Below are 25,875 nucleotides of genomic sequence, written 5' to 3'. Positions count from 1 at the left end.
AGCCGCGACCCCTACTGCAGCGCCGAGGTCAACCGCGCGATGTTGTCGAGCACGGTCGAGCGCAGCGGCTGCTTGCGCCACTCCTCGAGCGTGATCTCGCGCGACAGCTCGCGGTACTGCTGCTCGACCTCGCGCATCTCCGCGACGAACTCTTCGCCGCGCACGAGCATCGAGATCTCCAGGTTCAGACCGAACGAGCGCATGTCCATGTTGCTCGAGCCGATGATCGCGACCTCGTCGTCGATCGTCATCGACTTCGAGTGCAGGATGTACGGCGCCCTATACAGCCAGATGCGCACGCCCGCCCGCAACAGCGCCTCGTAGTAACTGCGCTGCGCGTGGTAGACGAGCGCCTGGTCGCCGATCTCCGACACGAACAGCTCGACCTGCAGCCCGCGATGGCACGCCGTGGTCACCGCGAGCAGCAGCGCCTCGTCGGGCACGAAGTAGGGGCTCACGATGATGAGCTTGCGCTGTGCCGAGTACATCAGCCCGAGGAACAGCCGCAGGTTGTTCTCGAACCGGAATCCCGGCCCGCTCGGCACGATCTGGCAGTCGAGGTCGCCACCGCTCTCGCCGATCGCGAACATCTCGTCTTCGGTCTGCAGCGCCTCGTCGGTCTCGCTGTACCAGTCCGACAGGAACACCGCGTTCACCGACCCGACGATGGGTCCGTGAAGTTTCACCATCAGATCGACCCAGTGCAATCCGCGCTTGACGTTCTTGCGCAAGTTGTACGTCGAATCGGTGACGTTCTGCGAACCCATGAACGCCACGTCGCCGTCGACGACGAGCAGCTTGCGGTGGTTGCGCAGGTCGGGGCGCTGATACTTTCCCTTCAGCGGCTGCACCGGCAGCATGAGCTTCCATCGCGCACCCATGGCGTCCAGCCGCTTCAGCGTCTTCCGATAGAACGGCTTGCGCCAGTTGGCCCAGTGGTCCAAGAGGACACGGACCGGGATGCCGCGGGCACACGCGTCTTCGAGCGCCGCGAAGAATCCGTCGGTCGAGGCGTCCGTCTGCAGGATGTAGAACTCGACGTGCACGTACTTCTGCGCCCCGCGGATGGCCTGGGCCATCGCATCAATGCTGCCTTGGTAGTCGGAGATGAGGTGCGCTTCGTTGTCGCCGGCCAGCGGCATGGCACCCAGCTGGTGGTTCATCGTCACCAGAGACGTGAACCACTCCGGCGCGCCCGGACGCAGCGATCCTAGGTCGAGCTGAGCGCTGGCGTCGCGGATGAACTCGTTGATGTCGTCCTGCTTGCGCCGCCGCTTGCGCGGCAGGTGCGGCGTGCCGATGAGCAGGAACAGCAACACGCCCGCGACGGGGATGAAATAGATGGCCAGAAGCCAGGCCATCGCCGCAGTAGGGCGGCGGTTGCGCGGAACGATGATGATCGCCGCGACGCGGATGATGATGTCGAAGACGAGGACGACGATCGGCCACCACTCGACGATCTGCGCCATCCGACCTCCCCCACACTCCCTGTGGACTCAGAGTATCCGCAAAGCGCCCGCCGTCAGAGATGGCGGGCGCGGGGATCGGGATGCCGCGGCGCGCGACGTGCGCTCAGGCCCCTGAGCGAGCGGGACGAAGAGCCGCTCGCTCTCGTGAAGTCAGCGGGTGACGGCCGGCGGTTTCGGCGGGAGTCCGCGCTTGGCCCGCTCTTCGGCCTCGACCTTGCTGTAGGTGCGGCGCTCGTTGCGATCCATGTGGATGATGCCGCGCAGCATGTAGATGAGCAACCCGAGCACGACGATGGTCGGGATGAGCGACCACACCGCGGCGACCCAGAAGTTGTCCATGCACCCATCGTACCCGCGGTCTCAATGAACGGGCGGGGCGCCGCGGGGCGCGGCATCCACCACCGTCACTTCACGAGCGGGAAGAGGATCGTCTCGCGGATGCCCAGGCCGGTGATCGCCATGAGCAGGCGGTCGATGCCCATGCCCATGCCGCCCATCGGGGGCATGCCGTGTTCCATGGCGCGCAGGAACTCCTCGTCGATGCGCATGGCTTCGTCGTCACCGGCGGCGGCGAGCTTCGCCTGTGCGACGAAGCGCTCGCGCTGGATCACCGGGTCGACCAGCTCGGAGTAGCCGGTGGCCAGTTCGAAGCCGCGCACGTAGAGGTCCCACTTCTCGACGACGCCCGCGATGGAGCGGTGGTCTCGCACGAGCGGGCTCGTGTCGACGGGGAAGTCCATCACGAACGTGGGGCGGGTCAGGCCCGGCTTGACGAAGTGCTCCCAGAGTTCTTCGACCCACTTGCCGTGCGTGGGATGCGGCGGCTCGTCGACCCCATTCGCCGCCGCGAGTGCCTCGAGCTCGGCGAGCGTGGTCTGCGGGGTGACCTCCACTCCGGCCGCCTCGGAGAGCGAGCCGTACATCGAGATGCGGTCCCACTGGCCGCCGAGGTCGTACTCGGTGCCGTCGGCCCAGGTGACCGTGGTGGACCCAGCGACCGCGATCGCGGCGTTCTGCACGAGCTCCTGCGTGAGGTCGGCGATGCCGTTGTAGTCGCTGTACGCCTGGTACGCCTCGAGCATCGCGAACTCAGGGCTGTGCGTCGAGTCGGCACCCTCATTGCGGAAGTTGCGGTTGATCTCGAACACGCGATCGATGCCACCAACCGCCGCCCGCTTCAGGTACAGCTCGGGGGCTATGCGCAGGTACAGCTCGGCGTCGAACGCGTTCGAGTGCGTGACGAACGGGCGGGCCGCGGCCCCGCCGTGCTGGATCTGCAGCATCGGCGTCTCGACCTCGATGAAGTCATGGTCGGTGAACGTTTGGCGCAGGCTCGCGTTGACCTTCGCGCGGGCGCGCACCGTCTGGCGCGCCTGATCGCGCACGATCAGGTCGAGGAACCGCGAGCGCACGCGGCTCTCTTCAGAGAGCTCGGTGTACAGGTTCGGCAGCGGCAGCAGCGCCTTGGATGCGATGGCCCAGTCATCGACCATGATCGACAGCTCGCCGCGGCGGCTCGAGATCACCTCGCCGCGCACGTACACGTGGTCGCCGAGGTCGACGAGTTCCTTCCAGCGCTGCAGAGACTCGTCGCCCACCGAGGCGAGCGACACCATCGCCTGGATACGGCTGCCGTCACCCGCCTGCAGCGACGCGAAGCACAGCTTGCCGGTGTTGCGGCTGAACACGATGCGCCCCGCGACGGCGGCGGTCACGCCGGTCTCGGCACCGGCCTCGAGGTCGCCGAAACGCTCGCGGAGTGCGCCGATGGTGTCGGTGACCGGAACCGTCACCGGATACGCGCCGCCCGCGGCATCCACCCGCTCCGCGATCAGCCGCTCGCGCTTGGCAAGACGGACCGCCTTCTGCTCGATGACATCGTCTTCATCGGTGTCTGTGGCAGGCGTGGTGGCAGGGGTGTCGGTCATGACGGCGGGCTCCTCGGAAAGTCGCCGTCCAGTCTATCGGCGCGCGGGTTGGGCCCCTGAGCGGCGGATGCCGGGGGGTGGTAGCGCGGGTGGATACCGCGGGCTGGATGCCGCGGGGTGGATGCCGCGGACCGGCGCGCCCGCACGGCGCACCGGCGCGGTGCCCTCGCCAACAACGCGCACGTTCGGCCGTCACAGATGACGGTCTTCACGCGTCAGAGCGGTCATCTGTGACGACTCAGCATCGGGCCGCGAACTCTGTCGTCGAGAACGACCACTTTCTCGCAGCATCGCGGTCACACGTGACGACGGAAGAATGGATGCCGCGGGCCGGCGCTCCCGCTCCGACGCCTGAGTCGCGCTACGCGCGCGCGTGCGCGACTCGGCGGAAAAGGTAGAACGCGTGGATCGCGCCCTCGGTGACCGTGCCTTGCCCGGTCGCCAGCACGCGGTTCGTCGAGGTTGCACCGGTCTCGACGAAGACATGGTCGACGTGCTCGAGGTGCCAGCCGACAGCTTCGATCGCGGCGAGCTGGCTGACGCCGCCGTCCCCGTGTCGGATCGAGTTGCCGGATGATCCGAAGCCCGACGGCTGCCCGTTCAGCGCCGCGGTCACATCCGTGAACTGGAAGAACCCGTCGCCGTTCGCATACGCCGCCTCGGCGCGCCCGAGCGGACTGGCCAGATATGCCGCCCGGCGACGCTGCTCCTCGGCCGCTGCCTGTTCGGCTGCCGCCTGCCGCTGCTCGGCCTCGCGCTGCTGTCGCTCGGCTTCCTTCTGCTCTTCGGTCTTGCCCCAGGCCATCGACGCCTCCTCGTGGATCCCTCCACACCGTAGCGGCCGGCCGGCCCGCGGCATCCACTCGGCACGCCGCGAGGTTCGTTCGTCAGCTTCTGCAGGCGCTCGTGTCTGGGCTCTGCAGAAGCTGACTGTCGGAATCGGCGGTGGGATGCCGCGCGCCGCGGACCCGCCGCGGTGACGGCGCCGAATCGCCGACCGATAGCCGCAACCCGCCGGCCGACAGCCCCGGCCCCGCGACGCCGGCCGCTCAGAGGTCGGGCTGCTCGGGCGCGCCCAACTCGGGCTCGCCCGGGTCGGCTAGCGCGTCGTCGACGGTCGAATGCACGATCACCGAGAGGAACGCCCGGGGGTTCTCCACACCGGCCGAGGCCAGCAGTCCGGAAGCCTGCCGCACGATCGAGCGCGAGAACTCGGTCGCGGTGGCGATGCCCTCGGCGTAGGCAGCGCGATCGGCGTCGTCGACCACGACCGGCTCGCAACCGAGCTCGACGGCCAATGCCTGGGCGATCGGCAGCACTGCCGCGGGGGCCGTGACGGCCGCGTACGCGTCGGTGAGGCGGCGCAGATCCATCGAGGTGCCGGTGAAAGTGATCGCGGGATGGATCGCCAGCGGAATCGCCCCGCTCCCCGCGGCCGGCGCCAGCACCTCAAGCCCGTACCCCGGGTCGGTGTGCACCACGAGCTGCCCCATCTGCCACGCGCCCACCTCTGCCAGCCCCGCCACGAGCCCCGGCAGCTCATCGTGCGGCACGGCCAGCACCACGAGCTCGGCGCGACGCACGACCTCGGGCGCGTCGAGGAACGGCGCACCGGGCAGCACCGACTCGACGCGGTCGTCGTCCGACCCGTGCGTGATGCCGACCACCGCGTGCCCGGAACCGGCGAGCGCAGCGCCGATCACGGGGCCGACACGCCCGGCGCCGATGATGCCGACGCCGAGGCGCCCGTCACGGCTCATGATTCCTCCGGGTCGCCGGGGCGGGATGCCGCAGCCCCGGGCTCATCGTCGGGGCGGGATGCTGCAGCCCCAGGCTCGTCGCCCTCGCCAACCGCTCCGGCGTCCACCCCAGCCGCAGCATCCATCCCGGTTCCGGCCTCATCCGGGACGACCTCGCGAAATCCGGTACGACCTCGCGGATTCAGGTACGACCTCGCGAAATCCGGTACGACCTCGGTGGGCAATGCGGGCCCCCGCGCGGCAGCGGGCCCACCCGCAACGTCGGACCCCGCCGCAACGACGCCGGCCTCCGCCACATCGACGACCTCGACGCCCCAGCGGTGGCTGCGGTCGCTCGTGCCGGCCACGACCGCGGCGGCCTCGGCATCCGCGAACAGGCGCACCGCGGCATCCCGATCCACGCCCCCGAGCTCGCCCGAGACGCGGCCCGCGATAGTGTGCGCATGCACCGACGCCACGCCCAGCGAGCGCGAGAGCGGCCCCTGGTGCATGCCGACGCTCTGCAGTCGCGCGAGCGGAAAGATCCCGAGCGTCCGCCAGATCACCCCGCGGCGCAGGAACAGCGCCGCCGGTGTCAGCTCGAAGCCATTGCGCCGCCACGAGAACAGCCGCAGAATCCGCGCGCGCCGCGGCGTATTCGTGTACGGGTCGCCGGGCTGAGGCCCGAGGATGCCGTGCTCGAACACGAGCGGCCATTCGGCCTCGGGCATGCCGGGCATGAGCAGCCGCAGCACGCGCTCGACGTCGCGCCGGTCGCCGACCGGCAGCACCTCGGCGAACTGGTCGTTGCCGTTCTGGTCGGCGCGCTTGCCGGTCATCCGGTTCACGGTGATCGACCACCACCCCGCCGGCCGCCATATCAGCGGCTGGCGCACCTCGATCGCGTGGATGCGCCCGGGTGGCAGCGTCTCGGTCACGGTCGTGAACAGCCCGTACGTGATGCGCACGCCGTCGGGCGTGGGAGCGATCGCGTAGCGCAGCGACTTGGTCAGCGACCGTACGAACACCGCACCGAACCCGAGGAAGATCGGCACGATCGTGAAGAGGATCCAGGGCGTTCCCACGACCGACCCGACGATCGCGGCGATCACGAGCACCACGAGAGCTATCAGCCGGCCGCTGAACACGCGCGAGAGAATCAGCCGCACGACCGGAATGTGCACGACCGACGCCTGCTCGGCGACAGGTTCTTCGGCGCCCAGAACGAGTCCGGTGAGGGCGTCAGTGACGATGGATGCCGCGGCCTGCGTCCGTGAGCCGTGCACGCCCTCGCGCGCTTGCTGTTCGGCCAGGCGCCGCCCGGATGCGAGCCGCAGGATGTCGGCGCGCACGGCCTCCGCGTTCGAGGTCGAAAGGTACTCGAGCTTGACGTTGGCGTCGGTGCCGGCACCGACGACCTCGAGCTTGGCCATGCCGCACAGCCGTGCGAGCATCGGCCGGGTGAGGTTGACCGCCTGCACGCGGTCGATCGGCGAGCGACGGTGGCTGCGGAACAGAACGCCCTGCCGCACCTCGACATCGTCGCCGGTGATGCGGAACGAGTGGAACCGCCAGGCGAGGTAGAACAGGCCGACGAGCACGATCACGATGACGAGCACGGCCAGCAGTGCGAGAGGCACGAGCCCGTGCCTGAGCACGAAGTCGACCGGGTCACCGGTGTCGTTGAATTCGGGTCCTTCCGGCACCGCCGACCGCAGGAAGAAGTCGATGATCCGCTCGCGCAGGTTCGAGATCACCAGGCCCGCGACGATCACCAGCACGAGCCCGCCGCGGAACAGCGGCGTGAGCGGGTGCATCCGGTGCCACTGCCCATCCGACAGCGGCGAGCGCGCCCCCGGCAGCGACCCGGGCGGGGCGCTCGGACCCGAAGGGAGCGGGCCCGGCAGCGGTGCGCCGGCGGGATCGGTCATAGTCCCGTCCTGCGGGTCTCGGCGACGGCGATGAGGGTGTCACGCAGGCTCTCGGCCGCGCCCTGGGTGAGTCCGGGAATGGACACGCCGGTGGATGCCGCAGCCGTGACGAGCTTCAGCTGTGCGATGCCGAACGCCCGGTCGAGCGGCCCATGCGTGATGTCGACGAGCTGCATGCGCCCGTAGGGCACCGCGACCATCCGCTGCCACAGGATTCCGCGACGGAACACGAGGTCGTCGGCCCGCAGCTGGTAGCCGAACGAGCGCGCCTGCCGCGGCGTGATCGCCGCCGTCCAGGCCGCTCCGATCGCGACCACGCCGGCCGGGACCCACAGCCAGACCTCACCGCTGAACGACGTGATCACCGCTGCCGCAGCCAGCACGACGACGAACAGTGCCGTCAGCGAGATCAGCCGCACCCACACGTACGCACGCGCCAGCTGATGCCACGTGCCGTCACCCAGCGGCAGCCGATTCTCGCTGCGCGGCTCGAGCACACGGTCGAACGTCTTGTCGTCGAGCACGGGCGCTGCTGCCTCGGCTTCGGCCCCCGGCGTCTCAGTGGGCGGCGTAGTGCCCGTCGGTGTCGCCGGTGTCGGAGTCGTCGACTCCTCCGGCCCCGCTCCCGGCTCCGGGATGCTTGTCATCGTCGTCCTTCCGGATCGTGCACAGGTGTTCGGCGATCAGGCCGCCCACCAGCAGCAGCACCGCGCCGACCGCCGTGCCGATCAGCGCGCCCAACGAGCCTACCGAGGGCTCAGCCGGGCGGGTCAGAAGAAAGAGAAGAAGTCCCAGCGACACCCCGGTGAACACGGCGCCGACCAGGCTCGAGGCCTTGGCCAGCATCGCTATTCGCACGGCATGGAACGGGTTCACCGGCGCGTCGGCCTTGCCCTGCGTCGCTCGGCGGATCGGCAGCGCCAGCAGCACGACGATCACGCCCAGCGCCACGAGCAGAATGGGCAGCGAGATCTGCGGCGTGAACGTCGGACGCCCCGCCGACGTCAGCAGCTGATCGAACAGGTAGCCGGCGCCCCCGCCGAGGACGGCGGCGACGATGAGGGATGCCGCTCCGGTGCGCTTCATGCATCCAGCCTCTCGCGCAGCACCGACACCGGCCCTGCGCCCGGCAGCTGCGCGTCGGGGTCGAGCGCGAGCCACGGGTCGAGCACGAAAGTGCGCTCGGCCGCCCGCGGGTGCGGCAGGGTCAGGTCGGGGTCGGAGCTTTGCACGTCGCCGTAGGCGATGATGTCGAGGTCGAGCGTGCGGTCGCCCCAGCGCTCGGTGCGCACGCGTCCGTGCCGGTTCTCGATGTCGTGCAGGGCGCCCAGCAACACATGTGGCGCGAGCCGGGTGGTGAGCGTGGCCACAGTGTTGAGGTAGCGGGGGGCCGCGGCATCCACTCCCTCCGGCTTGACCGCGATCGACGTGATCGCATCTGCCACCCGCACCTCGTCGGTCAGCGGCAGCGCGCGCAGCTCGTCGACGGCGGCCTGCAGCGTCGCCTCGCGGTCGCCGAGGTTCGCGCCCAGCGCTATCACGACCGGCGTTCCGATCGGGCGCGGCGTGAATCCCTGCGCGAGCCGGCGGTTCATGCGCGCCTCCGGGTGATGGTCAGGGTCACATCGTCGAACGGCACGGTGATCGGCGCATCGGGCTTGTGCACGGTGACCGAGACCTCCTGCACGCCGGCAAAGCGCAGCAGCGCGTCGGCGATGCGCCCGGCGAGCGTCTCGATGAGGTCGACCGGTTCGCCGGTCACGAGCGAGGTGACCGCTTCGGCGACCTCGCCGTAGTGCACCGTGTCGGACAGGTCGTCGGATGCCGCAGCCGCCCGCGTGTCGGTGCGCAGTGTGACGTCGACCACGAAGATCTGTCCCTCACGTCGTTCGTGCGGAAAGACCCCGTGATACCCGAACGCGCGCAGCCCGTGCAGGGTGATCTCGTCGAGTTCGTCGGTCATCAGTTGCTCCAGGCCTCCCAGACCCGCAGCGCGTCGCGGGTCGCCGCCACGTCGTGCACGCGTACGCCCCAGACCCCGGCCTGCGCGCCGAGCACGCTGGCCACCGCGGTGGCCAGGTCGCGGCGCTGCTCGGTGGCTTCACCCGCGTCGCCTTCTTCGAGCAGGTCGGCGAGGAACCGCTTGCGGCTCGTGCCGATGAGCACGCGCGGACCGAGTCCGACCAGCGTGTTCAGGCCCCGCAGCATCTCCCAGTTCTGCACGCCGCGTTTGGCGAAGCCGATGCCCGGGTCAAGAATGATCCGCGCCGGCGGAATGCCTGCGGCCGCGGCCGCGTCGATCCGGTCGACGAGCTCGCTCGCGACATCCCGCGCCACGTCGTCGTAGACCGCCTGCGCGTACATGTCGTCCGAGTGCCCGCGCCAGTGGCTGATGATGATGTCGACCTCGAGCTCGGCGGCGACCCGCAGCATGTCGGGGTCGGCGAGTCCTCCGGCGACGTCGTTGATGATGGATGCCCCGGCTTCGACCGACGCGGCGGCCGTGGCGGCGTGCATGGTGTCGACGCTGATCACGGCACCCGCGGCGGCCAGCTCGCGGATCACCGGCAGCACCCGCCGCTGCTCTTCAGACGGGTCGATGCGTGCGGCACCGGGGCGCGTGGACTCTCCGCCGATGTCGAGGATGTCGGCACCGTCGGCGCGCAGCTGCATCCCGTGTTCGATGGCGGCGTCAGTGTGCAGATAACGTCCGCCGTCGCTGAACGAGTCTGGCGTGACGTTCACGGCGCCCATGATGACGGTCATGCGCCCTCCCTGCCGATGAGAGCGATGATCTCTGCCCGGGCGACGGGCTCGGTGTACTCGCCGCGCGCGGCGATCGTGACCGTCGACGCATCGGTCTGTTTGCCGCCGCGCATCGTCACGCACTGGTGCACGGCGTCGAGCACGACGAGCACCCCGCGGCAGTCGAGGGCCCCGGCGATGGTGTCCGCGATCTGCTCGCCCAGGCGCTCCTGCACCTGCGGGCGCGCGGCGAGGACGTCGACGACCTTGGGCAGCGCGCCCAAGCCGACGACCTGCTCGCCGGGAAGATACGCGATGTGCGCACGGCCGGCGAACGGCAGCAGGTGATGCTCGCACATGGACCGGAAGCGGATGTCGCGCAGCATCACCGCGCCGCTGGGCACGGTGTCGGGCGCCGGCCCGTGCGAGACCGAGATCGTGCGGGCGAGGGGGGCTGCGGCATCCTCCCCCACTCCCGAGAAGAAGTCGGCGTATGCGTCGGCCACCCGCTGCGGCGTCTGCCGGAGTCCGGGCCGCTCGGGCTCCTCGCCGATCGCGACGAGGAGTTCCCGCACAAGCGTGCGGACGCGCTCACGGTCCACGGCCATGGGCGAGACCCTATGCCGTCGCGGGGCGGGGCGGCAGGCTCGGACGGCGGCGATGCGCCTTCTCGGCAGTCTCGGATCCGACGGATGCCGCAACCCCGACATCACCGCGACGCGGCACGTCGACCGGGGGCAGCGCCGAGACCGGACGGTCGTCGCTGGAGAGCCACTGCGGGCGCTCGGGCAGCTTCTTCACGTCGGTGAAGATCTCGGCGATCTCGGTGTGGTCGAGGGTCTCCTTCTCAAGCAGCGCAAGGGCGAGCTTGTCGAGGATGTCGCGGTTGGCGTTCAGGACCTCGTAGGCCTCGTTGTGCGCCTGCTCGAGCAGGTCGCGCATCTGCTCGTCGACCGCCTCGGCGAGCGAGTCGGAGAAGTCGCGGCCGTGGCCCATGTCACGACCCATGAACACCTCGCCCGACGACTGGCCGAGCTTGACCGGGCCGATAGCGCTGGTCATGCCGTACTCGGTGACCATCTTGCGGGCGATGTCGGTGGCCTTCTCGATGTCGTTCGCAGCCCCGCTGGTCGGGTCGTGGAACACGATCTCTTCCGCGACGCGGCCGCCCATGGCCCACGCGAGCTGGTCCTGCAGCTCGTTGCGGGTGATGGAGTACTTGTCTTCGAGCGGCATCACCATCGTGTAGCCGAGGGCCTTGCCGCGCGGCAGGATCGTGATCTTCGTGACCGGGTCGGAGTGGTTCAGCGCCGCGGCGGTGAGGGCGTGGCCGCCCTCGTGGTACGCGGTGATGAGCTTCTCCTTGTCTTTCATCACGCGGGTGCGCCGCTGAGGGCCGGCGATGACGCGGTCGATGGCCTCATCGAGCGCGCGGTTGTCGATCAGCTGCGCGTTCGAGCGGGCGGTCAGCAGGGCCGCCTCGTTGAGCACGTTGGCAAGATCCGCACCGGTGAAGCCGGGCGTCTTGCGGGCGACGACCTCGAGGTCGACGCCGTCGGCGAGCGGCTTGCCGCGGCCGTGCACCTGCAGAATCTTCAGGCGTCCCTGCATGTCGGGGGCGTCCACGCCGATCTGGCGGTCGAACCGGCCCGGACGCAGCAGCGCCGGGTCGAGGATGTCGGGGCGGTTGGTCGCCGCGATGACGATCACGTTGACCTTGGGGTCGAAGCCGTCCATCTCGACGAGCATCTGGTTCAGCGTCTGCTCGCGCTCGTCGTGTCCGCCGCCCATGCCGGCACCGCGGTGGCGGCCGACGGCGTCGATCTCATCGATGAAGATGATCGACGGCGAGTTCTCCTTGGCCTGGTTGAACAGGTCGCGCACACGGCTGGCGCCGACGCCGACGAACATCTCGACGAAGTCCGAGCCCGAGATCGAGTAGAACGGCACGCCCGCCTCGCCGGCGACGGCGCGCGCGAGCAGGGTCTTGCCCGTTCCGGGAGGGCCGTACAGCAGCACGCCCTTCGGGATGCGCGCGCCCACAGCCTGGAACTTGGCCGGGTCCTTCAAGAAGTCCTTGATCTCGTGCAGCTCTTCGATCGCCTCGTCGGCGCCCGCGACGTCGGCGAACGTGACGGTGGGCGATTCCTTCGAGACGAGCTTCGCCCGCGACTTGCCGAACTGCATGACCTTGCCGCCGCCCCCGTTGGCGGATGCGAGCAGGATCCAGAACAGCACGCCCAGCAGCAGCATCGGCAGCATCAGCGAAAGGAAGCTGTCGAACCAGCTGGTCTGCGGCACTGCGTCGTTGAACCCGTCCTTGGGCGACGCGGAATCGATGGCCTGCACGACCTGGTCGGCGCGCGCCTCGACGTAGTAGAACTGCACCTCGGTGGAGCCCTCGTACGCGTCGGACAGCGTCATGTCCACGCGCTGGTCGCCGTCGGTGTTGACGACCTTGGTGACAGTGTCGCCCTTGAGCAGGTTGAGCCCCTGCTGCGTGGTGATCTGCTTCGCGCCGCTCAGGCTGGAGATGAGCGAGAAGCCCACGATCAGCAGAACCCCGATCAGCAGGACATACAGCAGCGGGTTGCGGGTGATCTTCTTGAAGTCCATGGTGCGGAGACGGCCTCCGAGCCCTTTCGTCGCTGTCCGCCTCTCGCGGACTATCGTTTCAGGGTATCGCGCACGGCTTTGCGGGGTCTGTGCATTCGCCCACGGCGTACAGGGCCGGGCGCGGCGGGCCTGCGGCCGTTGGCATCAGCGGGTGGCGTCGGGCCGCGGCATCCCCCCACTCCGTTCAGTCGTCACGGATTACCGTTCTCCCCGCCGAAAGTGGTCATCCGTGACGACTGAAATCCCCGCCCGAGATGTGATGTCTCAGGACATCGGTGACGGTTCTGTATCAGGAGATCGGTGACGCTTCATGTATCAGGACATCGGTGACGGTTCGTGTTGTGTGGGTTGGGTGAGGGGACGTCCGCGGCGGGCGCCGCTGCTCACGTAGCGGGTGCCGTGGGGTGGCCAGGGGTGCTCGGCGATGACTTCGCCGTGGCGGTCGGCGAAGACGACGCCGAGCGGGTCCCAGATGGCGTGGATCCTCTGTCCTGCCCTGCGGCTGCTGATGTTGAACAGGATCATCCGCACGCGCACGGCGCCGTTGGCGGGGACGATCACGTTGCTGTGACCGTGCTCCCCCGTCCGGATGACGCCGGCCCTGGGACGGTGTGGTGGGTGCCCGGCTAGGCCGTCAGGCTTGGCGCGGGCGACGGGCACGACCGGTTCGACGGGCGCGGGCTTGGGTCGGGGTGGCTCGGCGAGAGGGGTGGCATCCCATGCGTGCTGCGGGGTCACCCGTCCCGGCAGTCCTTGATGGGGGCGTTCGGTGTTGTAGATCACGTCGAACCGGTCGACCTGCTCCTGGAGCTGTTGAATCGACTCGACGATGGGCTGCTTGTCCAGCCAGCGGAACAGGGTCTGATGGAACCGTTCGTTCTTGCCTTGCGTGGTCGGCTTGTACGGCTTCCCGGTGATCGCTTCCACCCCGAGGGACGTGGCGAAGCTCACCAGCTGACCTTCCCAACCGCGTCGGGTCGGGTTCAGCGCTACCCCGTTGTCGGTGAGGAGCCGCTGCGGCACCCCGCGAGCGGCCACGCCCTTCTTGAACACGGCCAACGCGCCCTCGCTGGTCTCTCCGGGGGCGACGTGGGACGCGACCGCGACCCGGGAATGGTCGTCCTGAAGCTGGAAGATCACGCACGTACGGCCACCGGTGAGCACGTACTCGGTCGCATCCAGCTGCCAGCACGCGTTCGGTGCCGGATAAACAAACCGGCGGTACGCAGAACGGGGCTTCTTCTTCGGCTCGTGCCGGGCAGCACCCTTCTCCCGGAAGATCCGCGCCAGCGACGCCGTGGACGGTGCGTGCATGCCCAGCGCGGTCATCTTGTCGTGCACGCTGATCGGACCATGGTCCAGCCCCGATGCCTCCAGCGCGGCACGCACGCCCAGCGCCTGCTGCTTCACGTCCTCCCCAAACGCGGTCGGGGAGGACCGCGGCCGCCGCGACCGCGGCTCCAGCGCCGCGGCTTGTCCCTCCGCCCGGGCACGGGCACGGATCGCGTAGAACGTCTTCCGGGAAAGACCGTGCTCAGCACAGAACGAGGTCACCGACCCACGCGGGGCGTCCACTGGCCACTGGGCGATCGCGAGACGGACACGGGCATCGACAGGCTGATTGCTACTCACCCACCAATTCCAGGAGAAGTGTCACCACCAAACCCCCCGAAATGTCACCGATGTCCTGATACAGAACTGTCACCAATGTCCTGCGACATAACAATCCCCGCCCGAGATTCGGTCGTCGCGGATTACCGATCCTCGCGCGAAAAGTCGTCATCTGTGACGACTGAACACGACGCGTCGGCGCGCGCGATGAGCCGCCGAGACTGAACGAGATGAGTGGATGCCGCGGCGCGCGACCGCGAGGCGTCGCCCCGTGGCATCCCGCCCCGCATCATTCCACGATCAGCCGGCCATCGTCGTCGAAGCGCCCGCGCCACCACGCGTCGGAGCGGTAGGGCGCGGGCACCCAGTCCTGCGGGTCGTGCGGCGGGATGTTCTCGGGCACGACGTCGGCGAGCTCGTCCCACCACTGCTCGCTCAGCGGCACGGGCAGTTTCGCTCCGCACCACGGACAGAACACGAAGAGCTGCCGCACCGCGGCCTGGCCCGGCGCCACGACCACCGGCATCCAGTACTCGCGGAACTGCGGGTCGTAGCCGACCGGCAACCGCGGATCGTCCAGGAACGCACGCAGTTCGCGGCAGGCGTGCGGCGGCTCGGCCGGCACACCCACCGGCCTAGGCACGCCGGCCATCTCAGCTATAGACGTGCGGCGCGAGCACGGCGACGTCGCGCACGTTGCGGTAGCGCTCGTCGTAGTCCAGCCCGTAGCCGATGACGAATTCGTTCGGGATGTCGAAGCCGATGTATTTGCAGTCGACCTGCACCTTCGCGGCATCGGGCTTGCGCAGCAGAGCGAAGACCTCGACCGAGGCGGCTCCGCGCGACGCGAAGTTCTCGAGCAGCCAGCTCAGCGTCAGTCCGGAGTCGATGATGTCTTCAACGATGAGCACGTGCCGGTCGTGCAGGTCGGTGTCGAGATCCTTGCGGATCTGCACGACGCCGCTCGACTTCGTGCCGCTGCCGTAGGAGGAGACGGCCATCCAGTCCATCGGCACGACGTACGGCAGCGCCCGCGCGAAGTCGGCCATCACCATGACGGCCCCCTTCAGAACGCCCACGAGCAGCAGGTCTTTGCCCTCGTAGTCCGCGGCAACCTGGGCTGCGATCTCGCGCAGCTTCTCCTGGATCTGCTCTTCGGTGACGAGGGTGGTCGTGATCTGGTCGGAGATGTCCGTCGCACGCATACGTCGAGTGTACGGGTCGCCTCAGCGCGCCGTGAAGACGATCCGCGCTCCCACCCGCCGTGCCGTGCATCCCGGCAGATCAAGAGGCCCCTGCCCCGCCCAGTCGGTGACGAGCCGCGCGACCTCGAGCGTCTGCGCGCGGGTCAGGCTCTGTCCGAATTCGCTGGCCACCACGTGCCGGATGATCCGGTGCCGCAGCGCCGCCGGGTTCGCGGCGAGCGCCGGCACCGAGACCGAGATACCGGCCTCGGCGGGTTCCACGATGTCTTCGATCGTCTCGTCGACCATCGCGGCGAAGGCTGCGGCATCCTCCCGCGCCTGCTCGGCCGTGCGAGCCAGCGCCTCGGCGATGCCGGGCCCGAGCTCGGCCTCGAGCACGGGCAGCACGCGCTCGCGCACGCGCACGCGCGCATAAGAGGGGTCGGTGTTCTGCGGGTCGTCCCACGGCTCGAGCCCCTGAGCCGCACAGGCTGCGCGGGTGGTCACGCGTCCCAGCGCGAGAAAGGGACGCAGCAGCAGAATCCCCTGGAGAGTGGATGCCGCAGCCATCCCCTGCAGGCTGCCGGCGCCCGATCCTCGGGCCAGCCCCAGCAGCACGGTCTCGGCCTGATCGTCGAGGGTGTGCGCGACCAGCACCGCTGCGGCATCGACCTCGCCGGCCACGCGCGCGAGCGCCGTGTAGCGCGCCGTGCGGGCCGCCGCCTCGGGCCCGCCGTCCGCGCCGACCTCGACGCGCTCGATGCGGGCGTCGAAGCCGAGCTCCTCCGCCTGGCGCGCCGCGGTCTCGGCGACCTCGGCGGATCCCGCCTGCAGAGCGTGGTCGATGGTCGCGCTGATCAGGGTCATGCCGCGCTTCGGCGCCTCGAACGCGGTCGCGGCGGCCAGGGCGAGCGAGTCGGCGCCGCCCGACAGGGCGACGACCACCGCCCCCGGGCGGATCTCGGCCAGCGCCTGCCGCACGGCCGAGCGCGTTTGCGCTGTGGCGGGGTCGAGGCTCGGGCGGTGCTCCATCGTCTCACCGTAGCGCTGCGGCGCGTACCGTCTACATGGTGAATCGGACTTCCGGCGCCTCCCGGAAGTCGCGAGGCACCGTTCCCCCTGTTGACGGTACGCATGAGCCGCGTCGCTTCGGCTCGCTGCGCCCGCTCAACGACCGGGCCCGTGGCACGACTAGGCTTGTCCGCGGAATTCCCGTCATCGAAGGAGCACAAGCATGGGCGCGTACGACGCCGTCATCGAGATCCCGCGCGGCAGCCGCGTGAAGTACGAAGTCGACCACGAGACCGGCAACGTCTACCTCGACCGAATCCTGTTCACGTCGTTCGGCTATCCGGCCGATTACGGCTTCTTCGACAAGACGCTGGGCGAAGACGGCGACCCGCTCGACGTGCTCGTCCTCCTCGACCAGACGCTGTTCCCCGGAGTGCACGTGAGCGTGCGCCCGGTCGGCGTCTTGCACATGACCGATGAGGCCGGCGGAGACGACAAGGTCGTCGCGGTTCTGGCGAAGGACCCGCGCTGGGCCCACATCCAGGACGTCGCCGATATCCCCGAGCACACGAAGAAGGAGATCTCGCACTTCTTCGAGCACTACAAGGACCTCGAAGAGGGCAAGTGGGTCAAGGTCGACGAGTGGGCGAGCGCCGCCGAGGCCGAGCGCCTCGTCGAAGAGGCCGCTGCGCGCTTCGAGAGCCACTGACAGCACACGAAGGGGGGGTGGATGCCGCGGCATCCACCCCCCCTTCGTTGCAGGAGAAGTCAGACCGAGATTCCGCGCGCAGCCATGAACGGCGCGGGGTTCACGGTGCGGCCGTTGACGTACACCTCGAAGTGGAGGTGGCAGCCGAACGAGTTGCCGGTGTTGCCCTCGCTGGCGATGACCTGGCCGGCGCTCACGTGCTGGCCGTAGCCGACGAAGATGCCGCCCTGGCGGATGTGCCCGTAGCCGGTCGCGATGCCGCCGCCGTGATTGATCTTCACGTAGTAGCCGTAGCCGCCGTTGTACCCGGCGTAGACGACCGTGCCCGAGTGCGCGGCGTAGATGTTGCTGCTGCAGCTGTCGGCCAGGTCGACGCCCTCGTGGAAGCTGCTCGAGCAGTATCCGCTCGTGCACTGCACCGATCGGCGCCCGTAGCCCGAGCTCTGCCAGCCGTGGTTGGGGCGGACCCATCCGGAGCCGCCGCCTCCCCCGCCGCCGCCACCACCGCCGCCGGACGACGAGCCCCCGCCTGAGGAGTGGTTCTTGGCGGCTGCCGCGGCGGCCGCAGCCGCGGCCCTGCGCCGGGCCTCGGCCTCGCGCTTCTTGCGGGCCTCTTCGGCCTTGCGGCGGGCTTCGACGCCCTTCTTGTAGTCGGTGACGGTCTTGCTGGTCTTGTCGTGGAGCGCCGCCAGCTGCGCCTCGAGGTCTTCGAGGTGGGCGTCCTGCGTCTCGACCGCAGCCTGCGCTGCCTGCGCGGCATTCTGCGCTTCGATCATCTTCTGCTCGGCGATCTTCTGCAGCCGGTCGCGCTCTTCGCGCTGCGACTTGGCCTGATCGCTGAGGCTCTGCGCCGAGTCGCGCGCGGCGACCGCCTCGGCATACACCGTTTGATTGGCGTCGAGCAGCTTGTCCATCGTGCCCAGGCGCGCGAGCAGGTCGTCGGCCCCCTTCGCCGAGCCGGAGAGGAAGAGCTCGAGCGAGGCATTGTCGCCGCCGTTGCGGTAGAGCTGGGCGGCGACCTGGCCGGCCTTGTCGGCGGCTTCGTCGGCCTTCTTGGCCTGCTTGTCGGCCTGATCCTGCAGGTCGTCAGCGCGGCGGGCTGCGTCGAGGAAGTCCTGCTGCGCTTGGAAGTAGGCGTCGCCGGCAAGCTCTGCCTTCTGCTGCGCGGCCGCGGCCGCCGCCTTCAGATTGGCGATGAGGGTCTCGATCTTGCTGACCTCGGCCGACTTCGCCGACTCGCTCCTCTTGGCACGCTGCACGTCGTCCCACGACGGGTAGTCGGCGGCGAACGCCGCGGGGATGCGCGGTGCGGCAACCACGCCGGCCGCAGCGACGCCGAGGATGCCGATCGCCAGCGCACTGCGCCGCGTCACGGTCTTCAGATCGGGCCACAGCACCCGACGCTCGCGCTCCGAGGGTGCACAATCGCACTCTTCAGGGTCTGTCGATCGGTCGTCGATCACCCGGCTTCCCTCCCCCGTGCACGCGTCGGGCTACGGCACAGTTGTTTCCACGGTAGCAACAGTTTTCACATTTGCAACAGCATTCACAGGATCGGGTGGTATCGCCGACCGCGGATCACCTCATCATGCGCGCGCTTCGTCCTATAGAGAAGGAGGCGCGGCGCGCGGCGTTTGATTCCGTTCGGTGGGGTGGATGCCGCGGCCCCGCGTTCAGAGGTCAGCCGATCCGGGCGCAACCCGGCGCTATGCGGCCCGTGCGCGGCGCGAAGCGCCCGAATGGATGAGTTCTGAACAGCCCCGGCCGAAGCGTTGGCCACACATCGCCTCGGGCGCGCCGGCGAGCGCGGCGCCGCGGCATCCACCCTCCCTTTCTGTTCAGCAGTCGCTATCTGCGCCTGCAGAAACCGCGTGTCGAACGTGCGCACGCGCGGGCGCGCGGGGCCGGACACGCCCGGGACACGTGAACTCCCCGGTCGGATTGGCGATTCTGGCGGGAATCTCTTATGCTTGAGCGTCGGCAAGCGTGAGACCAAGCCTGCGAGGGCGAGGGTTCATCCGGCCCCATCGTTTAGCGGCCTAGGACGCCGCCCTTTCACGGCGGTAGCACGGGTTCGAATCCCGTTGGGGTCACTCTTCCGATACAATTTCACAAGCATGGCCCTGTAGCGCAGCTGGTTAGCGTGCCGCCCTGTCACGGCGGAGGTCGCGGGTTCAAGTCCCGTCAGGGTCGCTCCGAGCGACGGGCCCTTTTCGAAGGGCCTTTCGTTTAGATGCGGCAGGAATGCCGCACGGCTCTGTAGCTCAGTTGGTAGAGCGCACGACTGAAAATCGTGAGGTCACGGGATCGACGCCCGTCGGAGCCACTGGAACCCTTGGGTGGCTTCTACGCCCGGGGGTTTCTTCTTTTTTTCCGGTCAAACCACCTTGCACGGCCACACGCCTCTCGTGCATGACTAGTGTTTCAAACCAATGATTGTGCAGTCATGGTGATCTCGACGACGATGGATGCCGCATCCCGTTCGGTCGTCACGAATGACCGTTTCGCTCTCGAAACACGGTAATACGTGACGACCGAAGCGCCGAGGCGAGGCCTAGCCTCTAGCCGCGCACTTCGGGCCGCCGAAGCACTCAGACCCGCGCATGCCGGGTCCGCCGAAGCGCGCGCCCCGCGGACGACTCCGCAACACTCCCACGCACCCACCCGCCACGCGCCAAGATGGGCAGATGCCCACCGGCGCAGCATCCACTCGTCTCGTCGTCCTGCGCGGGCCGTCGGCGTCCGGCAAGACGACCGCGGCGCTCGCGCTGCGGCCACTGCTCGGCCCGAAGACGGCGCTGATTCATCAGGACTACTTCCGCCGCGAACTGTTGCACAGTGATGAGCGGCTCAAACGCGCGGCCGACGCTGCGGCGCTCATCATCGCGACCGCGCGGCAGGCGCTCGATCGCGGGTACGACGTCATCCTCGATGGCATCTTCAACCTGCGCGACTACGCCGACGCTCTCGAACAGCTCGCGAACGATCACGCCGGCACCACACGCATCTATGCGTTCGACCTCCCGCTCGACGAGACGATCCGTCGGCATGCGACGCGGCCGCTGAGCGCCGAGTTCGGCGACGACAAGCTGCGCGACTGGTATGACGGATGGCAGCCGCTGCCGCGCCTGGCCGAGACGCGCGTGACCGCCGACGTCACGACCGACAAACTCGTCGCGATGATTCTGCGCGACGTCGAGCGCCCATGACTGCCCTCAGATGCAGAGCGGCTCGCCCAGGTCGATGCTCTCGCCGTCGAGCGTGATCACGCCGACCGCGCACAGCCGCGTCTGCGGCGTCGGCCGCACGACCAGCGTCGTGTAAGCGCTCTGCACATTCGGCTCGGTCGCCGTCTGCCGGTCCGGGCCCTGTGCGGACGTCTCGGGATAGATCGCGACCGTCATCGAATTGCCCGAGAACTTTTCGTCGTAGCGGGTGATGCGCGCCCAGCCGGCGTAACACTTGTTCGACCAGATGATCTCGATCAGCGTGTTGTGGGCGCGCGACGACGAGGTCGCGACCTCCGCATCGTTCACGCACGGCGTCATCGCGGGGTCCACACCGTTGTGCACGTTGATCTGCGCGCGGGGCGTCACGGGCGAATCGGTCAGCTCGTGCCGTGCGGCCGCGGCGCCGTCGGCGCGCGCCTGCGACACCGCCGCGGTGCTGACGAACCAGCTGACCCCGCTCGCCACCAGAATGCCGATCGCGAACGCAGCCGCCATTAGCAGACCGGCCGTGCGCCGGCGCATGGTGCCGGATGCGGGTGTGGATGCCGCATCCGGCCCCTCTCCGGAGGGAGAAGTGGATGCCGCAGACACGGCACCCTCCACCGAAGCCGAACCGGCGGCGGCCGAAGCAGAGCCGGCCGAAGCCGAACTCGCCGAAGCAGAGCCAGCAGAAGCCGAGCCCACAGCAGCCGGACCCGCAGTATCCGAACTCACCGAAGCAGAGCCAGCCAGCCGATCACGCCGCCGCACCCACGCGGCCGCGTCGCCACCGAGCGCACGCACGAGCCGATCGACCGTGCGCACCGACGGCAGATGCCGCCCGGCGAAGGCCTCCGACAGCACGCTCTTCGATATGCCCGCGTCGTTCTGCAGGCGAGCGAGGGTGGGGCTTTCGGCATCCAATCTCAACGCACGCAGGTCCGCGGCGAACAGGGCGACGGAGTCGGCGCTCGGGTCGGGGTCGGCTGTCATCGATGCTGGGCTCCTATCGGGAGAGAACCTGCCGGAAGAACATGAGAGCGCACTCATCCTCGAGCGCGGTCAATTCGTATCACAGCGCCTCGACACCCCGGCCGTGAGTCACGCTGCGTGACAGCTGGTACGGGTTTTCCGGCCTTTCCGGTTCGGACGTTTCCGGACCCCGGAGGTCGGAACCCCCTGCTTCGATGTGATGCGGGAGCGCTCGTCTTCGGCTGGGGCGAAGCGAGTCGTTCCTCATCGGGGGGAGGGGCCCGGCCCGCGGCGATCGCCGGGCCGGGTCCCTGACCGCGCCGGCGCCCGACCGAGAGCTCGGTCAGGCGCCACGACGCGTACGGGAGGACGACGCGTCGCACACGATGATGGCGACGCCCGTGGGCGCCGCGTCGGCTGATCGATCAAGCGTCCGCGGCACCCACGACTTTGCGTCACCACGGGTCGATCGGTGAAGGTGCGACAACCCAACTCCCCAGTTGCTCTTTGTCGCGAAACCTTCTCTGCACTCCCCAGTATGTGTGCACGTTCACCATAGCGGAGAAGGAGGATTTATACATCCCCCGGGCGTTACGAGAACAAACCCGATAGAACTACCCTGTAGGTAGTCGCAAGTTTCCTCCCGCCTCGAGTCCCCAGCTCGAGTTGCGCGCTGTTCCCCAGACAGCGCCGCGTGCGAGCCCCTCGCGACGAGTGGGTGCCGCGCTCTCTGTGCGAACCAGTGTCCGCGGCACCCACGCCTTCACGACCGCACGGACATGCCGTCGCAGCTCGATGTTTGAAGGCGCCCCGGAACGAACTCCCCAGTCGATTCCGTGATGGGCGCCTTCGGTAACAGATCCCCAGTCACTGTTGATATCACTCTAGCCTCCCATTTGTCCCCCATTTGGGGGACAAACCATATCCTGAGCAAACCTTCAGCCAAGCTGCGGGGCCGACTCTGCACAGTGGCCTCCCACGGACGGCGTCGATAGACTTCGAACGCACTTCTGCAGAGCGAGTGGGGTCGCGCCGGGAGTGGGATTGGGGATGCCGGTGGTCCGCACTGTGCGCGCACGTTGGCTCGTTCTGGGCTTGATCGCGGCCGTCGTCGTGATGCTCGCCGCTCTCGCCTGGGTCGGCGTGCGCGCGATCATGGCCAAGGGCGAGATCGACGAGGTCACCGCTCACATCGACGAAATGCGGCAAGCCGTCAGTGACGGCGACCTCGACAAGCTCGCGGTGGTTGCCGAAGACGTGGCGCCGCACGTCGAACGTGCCGACGCTCTGACCTCCGACCCGATCTGGCGTGCGACCGAGGTCGTTCCGGTACTCGGTCCCAACCTCGCCGCCGCCCGGGTTTCGTCGTCGCAGCTGAACGTGCTCGTGAACGATCTGGCGCTGCCGCTGATGAAGGACCTTCCGCATCTCGGCGACGGCAAGGGCGGCATCGCGGTACCCACACTGCAGAGCGTCGCGACGACATTGCAGGGAGTGGATGCCGCGTTGCAGGCCGGTCAGCGCGAGTTCGCCGCCCTCGACCTCGATGCGACGTTGCCCGCCGTCGGCGACGGCGCCCGGCAGCTGCAGAAGATCACCGGCCAGGTGGCGCCGATCGTCCACGGCATCGCACCGGTCGCGCACATCGCGCCCGGCCTGCTCGGTGCCGACGCAACGCGACACATCCTCATGATCGTGCAGAACAACGCCGAGCTGCGCACGGCGGGCGGCATCAGCGGGTCCTTCGTCGAGCTGACCGCCGACGACGGGCACATCACGCTGAAGAAGGTCGCGAGCGATGCCGTGTTCCCCGAGCCGAAGAAGCCGGTGGCTGACGTTCCCGCCTCGACCTCGAAGCTGTACGGCGACGTCATCGCCACCCACGTGCAGAACACGACGATGCCGGCCGACTTCGCCGTCACGGCCGATCTCGCCACCGCGTGGTGGAAGCTGCACACCGGCGAGACGCCCGATGTCGTGCTGTCGATCGATCCCGTCGTCCTCGCGTCCCTGCTGCAGGCAACCGGACCGGTGACGGTCTCCGGCACGACGCTGAACGCCGACAACGCGGTGCAGGAGCTTCTCGTCAACGCCTACCTGAACCTCGACGAAGACCAGCAGGATCCCTTCTTCGAGGCCGCGGCCACCGCGGTGTTCACGCGCTTGACCGATGGCAGCGCCGATCCGGTCGCGCTGGCGAAGGCGCTTCAGCAGCCGCTGACCGACGGTCGCATCTCGGCGTTCAGCGCTCGCGCCGATGAGCAGAAGGTGTTGAGTGTCAGCGCCTTGGGCGGCTCGACTTCACGGCACGTGGCCGCTGGCCGCGACGCCTACGCGGTGTACTTCAACGACGCCACCGGCAGCAAAATGGACAGCTTCCTGCGTACCTCGATGACGATCGGCAGTGCGGAGTGTCGCCCCGACGACCACCGCGACGTACTCATCACCGTACGGCTGGAGAGCGCCGCGCCCGCCGACGCCGGCACGTCGCTGCCCGGCCCGATGACAGGATGGGGTCTGAGCGGCACGCCGGCCGGCGACATCAGCACGATCGTTTCCGTCGCAGCACCTCGCGGTACGTTCTTCGCGGGCGTGCAGCTGCAGGGCAAAGACACCAGGTCGGTCAACGTCGAGGACTTCGGCTTCCCGACGAGCGCGACGACGGTGGTGCTCAAGCCCGGCGAGCACAAGACCGTCACGTTCCGGTTCACCGCCGCACACACCGGCGCCGTCTCGCCGGTGCTGTTGCACACGCCGATGATGACGGCACCCACTGTGTCAACGGGGAAGGTCGTCTGCGGCTGACCGCGCCGCGACCGGCCCCGCCACGAACAGCCTCAGCCGCCGCCGCGCGGCCGCCCCGCGCGCGCCCCGCAGCAGGAGCGATCGCACCGCGGCGTTGCACACGCCTGCCGCTCGGAACACCTGCCAACCGAGCGTTCCGTAGTGCTTGCGGATATACAGCTCGCCGCTCGCGTAGAAGTGCCCCTCGCGTATCGACGGGTCGCCGCCGGTGCCGGCGCCCTCGTGCGTGGCACTGACTTCGGCGACTCGGATGCTCCAGCCGTGTCGGCGCGCGCGGTACTGCCAATCGGTCTCCTCCGCATAGAGGAAGAAGCGCTCGTCAAGTCCACCCAGCTCGGCGATCGCTCGCGCATTCAGCAGCAGCGCCGACCCGATCGCGAAGCCCTTCGCCCGGTTCAGCGGTCCTAGGCCAACCGCCTCCAGCCACGCCCCCCACGGGCTCGGAAACGGCCACCAGACGCGCACGCGGGCGCCCGAATCCGGCTCGGTCTGGGTGGCGCCGACGGCTGCGACCCGCGGATGCACGTGCAACGCACGTTGCATCACCGCGACGGCGTCGGCGTCAATGCGGGCATCGGGATTGAGCAGCAGCACATCGCGGTCACCCTGGCCTGCGTCGGCGAGCGCGCGCAGACCGATATTCACCCCACCCGCGAACCCACGGTTGCCGCCGGCGTCGATGTAGCGCGCGCCATGCCGGTTGGCGACATCTTGAGTCTCCGGCAGCGAGGAGTTGTCGACGACCGTGATCGGCAGCCGGCCACTCAGCGCCGCCAGGCTCTCATCGAGCCCGTCCGGCGAACCGTATGCGACGACGAGAACATCGGGTGCGTACGCATTTCCCGTCTCGCCGAGCACCTCGGCGTACATCTCGCGCTGCGCGGCGGCAACGGCATCCCACGCGAACTGCGGGGCACGGGCGAGCCCCCGCTCGCGCAACTGCGTCCAGCGTTCCGGGCTCAGAGTTTCATCGATCGCGCGCACGAGCGCGGCGGCATCCCCCGGGGGCACCAGAATGCCCGAGTCGCCCACCACATCGGGGATCGCTCCCGTGTCGCTGGCGACGACCGGAACGCCCGACGCCATCGCCTCGACGGCGACACGGCAGAACTGCTCGAGCCAGCTTGTCGTGGGCAGCGAAGGCACCGCGAGAACATCGAGTTCGCGATAGCGCGAGGCGAGGTCTTCATCGGTCGTGAAGCCGAGAAAGCGCACGCGGTCGGCGATGCCGAGGGTGCGCGCCAGCGCCTCCAGCTCTGCCCGTTGCGGACCGTCACCGGTGATGCGCAGCTGCCAGTGGGGGCGGGATGCCGCGGCCCTCAGCAGCACGTCGACACCTTTGTGGGCCTGGAGCCGACCGATATAGCCGACGACCGGTTCGGTGTGCGGCGCCGCCCGTTCAGCGGGTGCGAACACGGCGGTGTCGACGCCGAGCGGAATCAGCACGGCAGGCGCCCGCAGGCCCTTCTCGTGCAGAATGCGGCCCGCTTCGTTGTTGCACACGTAGACCGCCGCAGCCCCGCGCAGCGAGACCCGCTCGATCCAGCGGAACGGTATGGGGTACCGCTTGGCGATGTTCTGGGCTGAGTAGAGCACGTACGGCGCGCGGCAGCGTCGCAGCCACCGGATGAGGAGCGTCTCGGCGGTGATCATCGCGTTGGGCTCTTCGTGCAGGTCGATGAGGTCGGGCTTCTCCCCGATGGCGCGCCAGATCGGGCGCGGGTCGCAGACGAAAACGCTGGGGTGCCGCCCCACCGTGCGTGCAGCACGCACGAATCCGTCTTCTTCGGCCTCGAGCGCGACATCCCGGCCGCCCTCATTCCAGACCGCGGCCGAGATCAGGGTGACGTCCACACCCTGATTTATCAGCCGACGCTCACGTTCTCGCCACGCCGATACGACGGCGTGATGGGCGATCCGAAGCACGCGCATGGTTCCCCGTTCTC

At 68.8% G+C, this 25,875-nt stretch carries 23 protein-coding genes and 3 tRNA genes; 6 read left to right on the top strand and 20 right to left on the bottom strand.

Annotated elements, in window-relative coordinates; genetic code table 11:
* Positions 1 to 11 precede the first annotated feature (11 nt).
* The 17 genes from cls to tilS form a co-directional block, all read right to left on the bottom strand.
* Positions 12 to 1,469, bottom strand: coding sequence for a cardiolipin synthase (gene cls / locus PU630_RS01280; protein ID WP_275278546.1), 1,458 nt, complete (start codon positions 1,467 to 1,469; stop codon positions 12 to 14).
* A gap of 150 nt (positions 1,470 to 1,619) precedes the next feature.
* On the bottom strand, positions 1,620 to 1,808 hold the full coding sequence (locus PU630_RS01275) for a hypothetical protein (RefSeq protein WP_275278545.1): 189 nt from the start codon (positions 1,806 to 1,808) through the stop codon (positions 1,620 to 1,622).
* Between the two features lie 65 nt (positions 1,809 to 1,873).
* Positions 1,874 to 3,397, bottom strand: a complete 1,524-nt coding sequence (lysS, locus tag PU630_RS01270) for a lysine--tRNA ligase (RefSeq protein WP_275278544.1) — start codon at positions 3,395 to 3,397, stop codon at positions 1,874 to 1,876.
* A 361-nt stretch (positions 3,398 to 3,758) separates the two neighbouring features.
* Positions 3,759 to 4,202: a hypothetical protein gene (locus PU630_RS01265; protein WP_275278543.1), complete on the bottom strand. Its 444-nt coding sequence runs from the start codon at positions 4,200 to 4,202 to the stop codon at positions 3,759 to 3,761.
* A 244-nt stretch (positions 4,203 to 4,446) separates the two neighbouring features.
* Positions 4,447 to 5,157 carry a DUF2520 domain-containing protein gene (locus PU630_RS01260; RefSeq protein ID WP_275278542.1) on the bottom strand — a complete coding sequence of 237 codons (711 nt, stop codon included), beginning with the start codon at positions 5,155 to 5,157 and terminating at the stop codon, positions 4,447 to 4,449.
* Positions 5,154 to 7,067 carry a PH domain-containing protein gene (locus PU630_RS01255; protein WP_275278541.1) on the bottom strand — a complete coding sequence of 638 codons (1,914 nt, stop codon included), beginning with the start codon at positions 7,065 to 7,067 and terminating at the stop codon, positions 5,154 to 5,156. Before PU630_RS01255 ends, PU630_RS01260 begins: the two co-directional genes overlap by 4 nt.
* Positions 7,064 to 7,714, bottom strand: a complete 651-nt coding sequence (locus PU630_RS01250) for a PH domain-containing protein (RefSeq protein WP_275278540.1) — start codon at positions 7,712 to 7,714, stop codon at positions 7,064 to 7,066. The genes PU630_RS01255 and PU630_RS01250 overlap by 4 nt, the downstream gene beginning before the upstream one ends.
* Positions 7,626 to 8,153, bottom strand: a complete 528-nt coding sequence (locus PU630_RS01245; RefSeq protein ID WP_275278539.1) for a DUF3180 domain-containing protein — start codon at positions 8,151 to 8,153, stop codon at positions 7,626 to 7,628. The genes PU630_RS01250 and PU630_RS01245 overlap by 89 nt, the downstream gene beginning before the upstream one ends.
* Positions 8,150 to 8,662, bottom strand: a complete 513-nt coding sequence (gene folK / locus PU630_RS01240) for a 2-amino-4-hydroxy-6-hydroxymethyldihydropteridine diphosphokinase (protein ID WP_275278538.1) — start codon at positions 8,660 to 8,662, stop codon at positions 8,150 to 8,152. Before folK ends, PU630_RS01245 begins: the two co-directional genes overlap by 4 nt.
* Entirely contained in the window at positions 8,659 to 9,030 is a 372-nt protein-coding gene (folB, locus tag PU630_RS01235; RefSeq protein WP_275278537.1) for a dihydroneopterin aldolase, read from the bottom strand. The genes folK and folB overlap by 4 nt, the downstream gene beginning before the upstream one ends.
* Entirely contained in the window at positions 9,030 to 9,833 is an 804-nt protein-coding gene (folP, locus tag PU630_RS01230; RefSeq protein WP_275278536.1) for a dihydropteroate synthase, read from the bottom strand. The genes folB and folP overlap by 1 nt, the downstream gene beginning before the upstream one ends.
* Positions 9,830 to 10,420: a GTP cyclohydrolase I gene (gene folE / locus PU630_RS01225; RefSeq protein WP_275278535.1), complete on the bottom strand. Its 591-nt coding sequence runs from the start codon at positions 10,418 to 10,420 to the stop codon at positions 9,830 to 9,832. The genes folP and folE overlap by 4 nt, the downstream gene beginning before the upstream one ends.
* 10 nt (positions 10,421 to 10,430) lie before the next feature.
* Positions 10,431 to 12,428 carry an ATP-dependent zinc metalloprotease FtsH gene (gene ftsH / locus PU630_RS01220; protein WP_275278534.1) on the bottom strand — a complete coding sequence of 666 codons (1,998 nt, stop codon included), beginning with the start codon at positions 12,426 to 12,428 and terminating at the stop codon, positions 10,431 to 10,433.
* 315 nt (positions 12,429 to 12,743) lie between these two features.
* Positions 12,744 to 14,060, bottom strand: coding sequence for an integrase core domain-containing protein (locus tag PU630_RS01215; protein WP_428981970.1), 1,317 nt, complete (start codon positions 14,058 to 14,060; stop codon positions 12,744 to 12,746).
* Positions 14,061 to 14,328: 268 nt separating this feature from the next.
* Entirely contained in the window at positions 14,329 to 14,682 is a 354-nt protein-coding gene (locus PU630_RS01210; protein WP_275278533.1) for a DUF6980 family protein, read from the bottom strand.
* 10 nt (positions 14,683 to 14,692) lie between these two features.
* Complete coding sequence (gene hpt, locus PU630_RS01205; RefSeq protein ID WP_275278532.1) at positions 14,693 to 15,244, bottom strand: hypoxanthine phosphoribosyltransferase; 552 nt, start codon at positions 15,242 to 15,244, stop codon at positions 14,693 to 14,695.
* 21 nt (positions 15,245 to 15,265) lie between these two features.
* On the bottom strand, positions 15,266 to 16,255 hold the full coding sequence (tilS, locus tag PU630_RS01200) for a tRNA lysidine(34) synthetase TilS (RefSeq protein WP_275278531.1): 990 nt from the start codon (positions 16,253 to 16,255) through the stop codon (positions 15,266 to 15,268).
* 202 nt (positions 16,256 to 16,457) lie between these two features.
* Here tilS and PU630_RS01195 point away from each other — a divergent pair, with 202 nt between their 5' ends.
* Complete coding sequence (locus PU630_RS01195; protein ID WP_275278530.1) at positions 16,458 to 16,943, top strand: inorganic diphosphatase; 486 nt, start codon at positions 16,458 to 16,460, stop codon at positions 16,941 to 16,943.
* Positions 16,944 to 17,002: 59 nt separating this feature from the next.
* Here the strand turns inward: PU630_RS01195 and PU630_RS01190 are convergent, their stop codons facing one another.
* Complete coding sequence (locus PU630_RS01190; protein WP_275278529.1) at positions 17,003 to 18,406, bottom strand: M23 family metallopeptidase; 1,404 nt, start codon at positions 18,404 to 18,406, stop codon at positions 17,003 to 17,005.
* A 557-nt stretch (positions 18,407 to 18,963) separates the two neighbouring features.
* Between PU630_RS01190 and PU630_RS01185 the strand changes: the two genes are divergently transcribed.
* The 4 genes from PU630_RS01185 (at position 18,964) to PU630_RS01170 (ending at position 20,152) form a co-directional block, all read left to right on the top strand.
* Positions 18,964 to 19,036, top strand: a tRNA-Glu gene (locus PU630_RS01185).
* A gap of 26 nt (positions 19,037 to 19,062) precedes the next feature.
* Positions 19,063 to 19,136: transfer RNA gene (locus tag PU630_RS01180), tRNA-Asp, on the top strand.
* A gap of 60 nt (positions 19,137 to 19,196) precedes the next feature.
* A tRNA-Phe gene (locus PU630_RS01175) sits at positions 19,197 to 19,269 on the top strand.
* 361 nt (positions 19,270 to 19,630) lie between these two features.
* Positions 19,631 to 20,152 carry an AAA family ATPase gene (locus PU630_RS01170; protein WP_275278528.1) on the top strand — a complete coding sequence of 174 codons (522 nt, stop codon included), beginning with the start codon at positions 19,631 to 19,633 and terminating at the stop codon, positions 20,150 to 20,152.
* 6 nt (positions 20,153 to 20,158) lie between these two features.
* On the opposite strand, the gene PU630_RS01165 is transcribed toward PU630_RS01170, so the two are convergent.
* On the bottom strand, positions 20,159 to 21,145 hold the full coding sequence (locus tag PU630_RS01165) for a DUF2690 domain-containing protein (protein WP_275278527.1): 987 nt from the start codon (positions 21,143 to 21,145) through the stop codon (positions 20,159 to 20,161).
* A gap of 1,029 nt (positions 21,146 to 22,174) precedes the next feature.
* Between PU630_RS01165 and PU630_RS01160 the strand changes: the two genes are divergently transcribed.
* Complete coding sequence (locus PU630_RS01160; RefSeq protein ID WP_275278526.1) at positions 22,175 to 23,929, top strand: DUF4012 domain-containing protein; 1,755 nt, start codon at positions 22,175 to 22,177, stop codon at positions 23,927 to 23,929.
* Here the strand turns inward: PU630_RS01160 and PU630_RS01155 are convergent.
* Entirely contained in the window at positions 23,903 to 25,861 is a 1,959-nt protein-coding gene (locus tag PU630_RS01155; RefSeq protein WP_275278525.1) for a glycosyltransferase, read from the bottom strand. The genes PU630_RS01160 and PU630_RS01155 overlap by 27 nt on opposite strands.
* Positions 25,862 to 25,875: the final 14 nt, after the last annotated feature.

Origin of the sequence: Microbacterium horticulturae (assembly GCF_029094505.1) — a bacterium.
Classification (GTDB): Bacteria; Actinomycetota; Actinomycetes; order Actinomycetales; family Microbacteriaceae; genus Microbacterium; species Microbacterium horticulturae.
The sequence above is the reverse complement of the archived record's forward strand: the minus strand, read 5'-3'. Positions and strand labels throughout refer to the sequence as shown.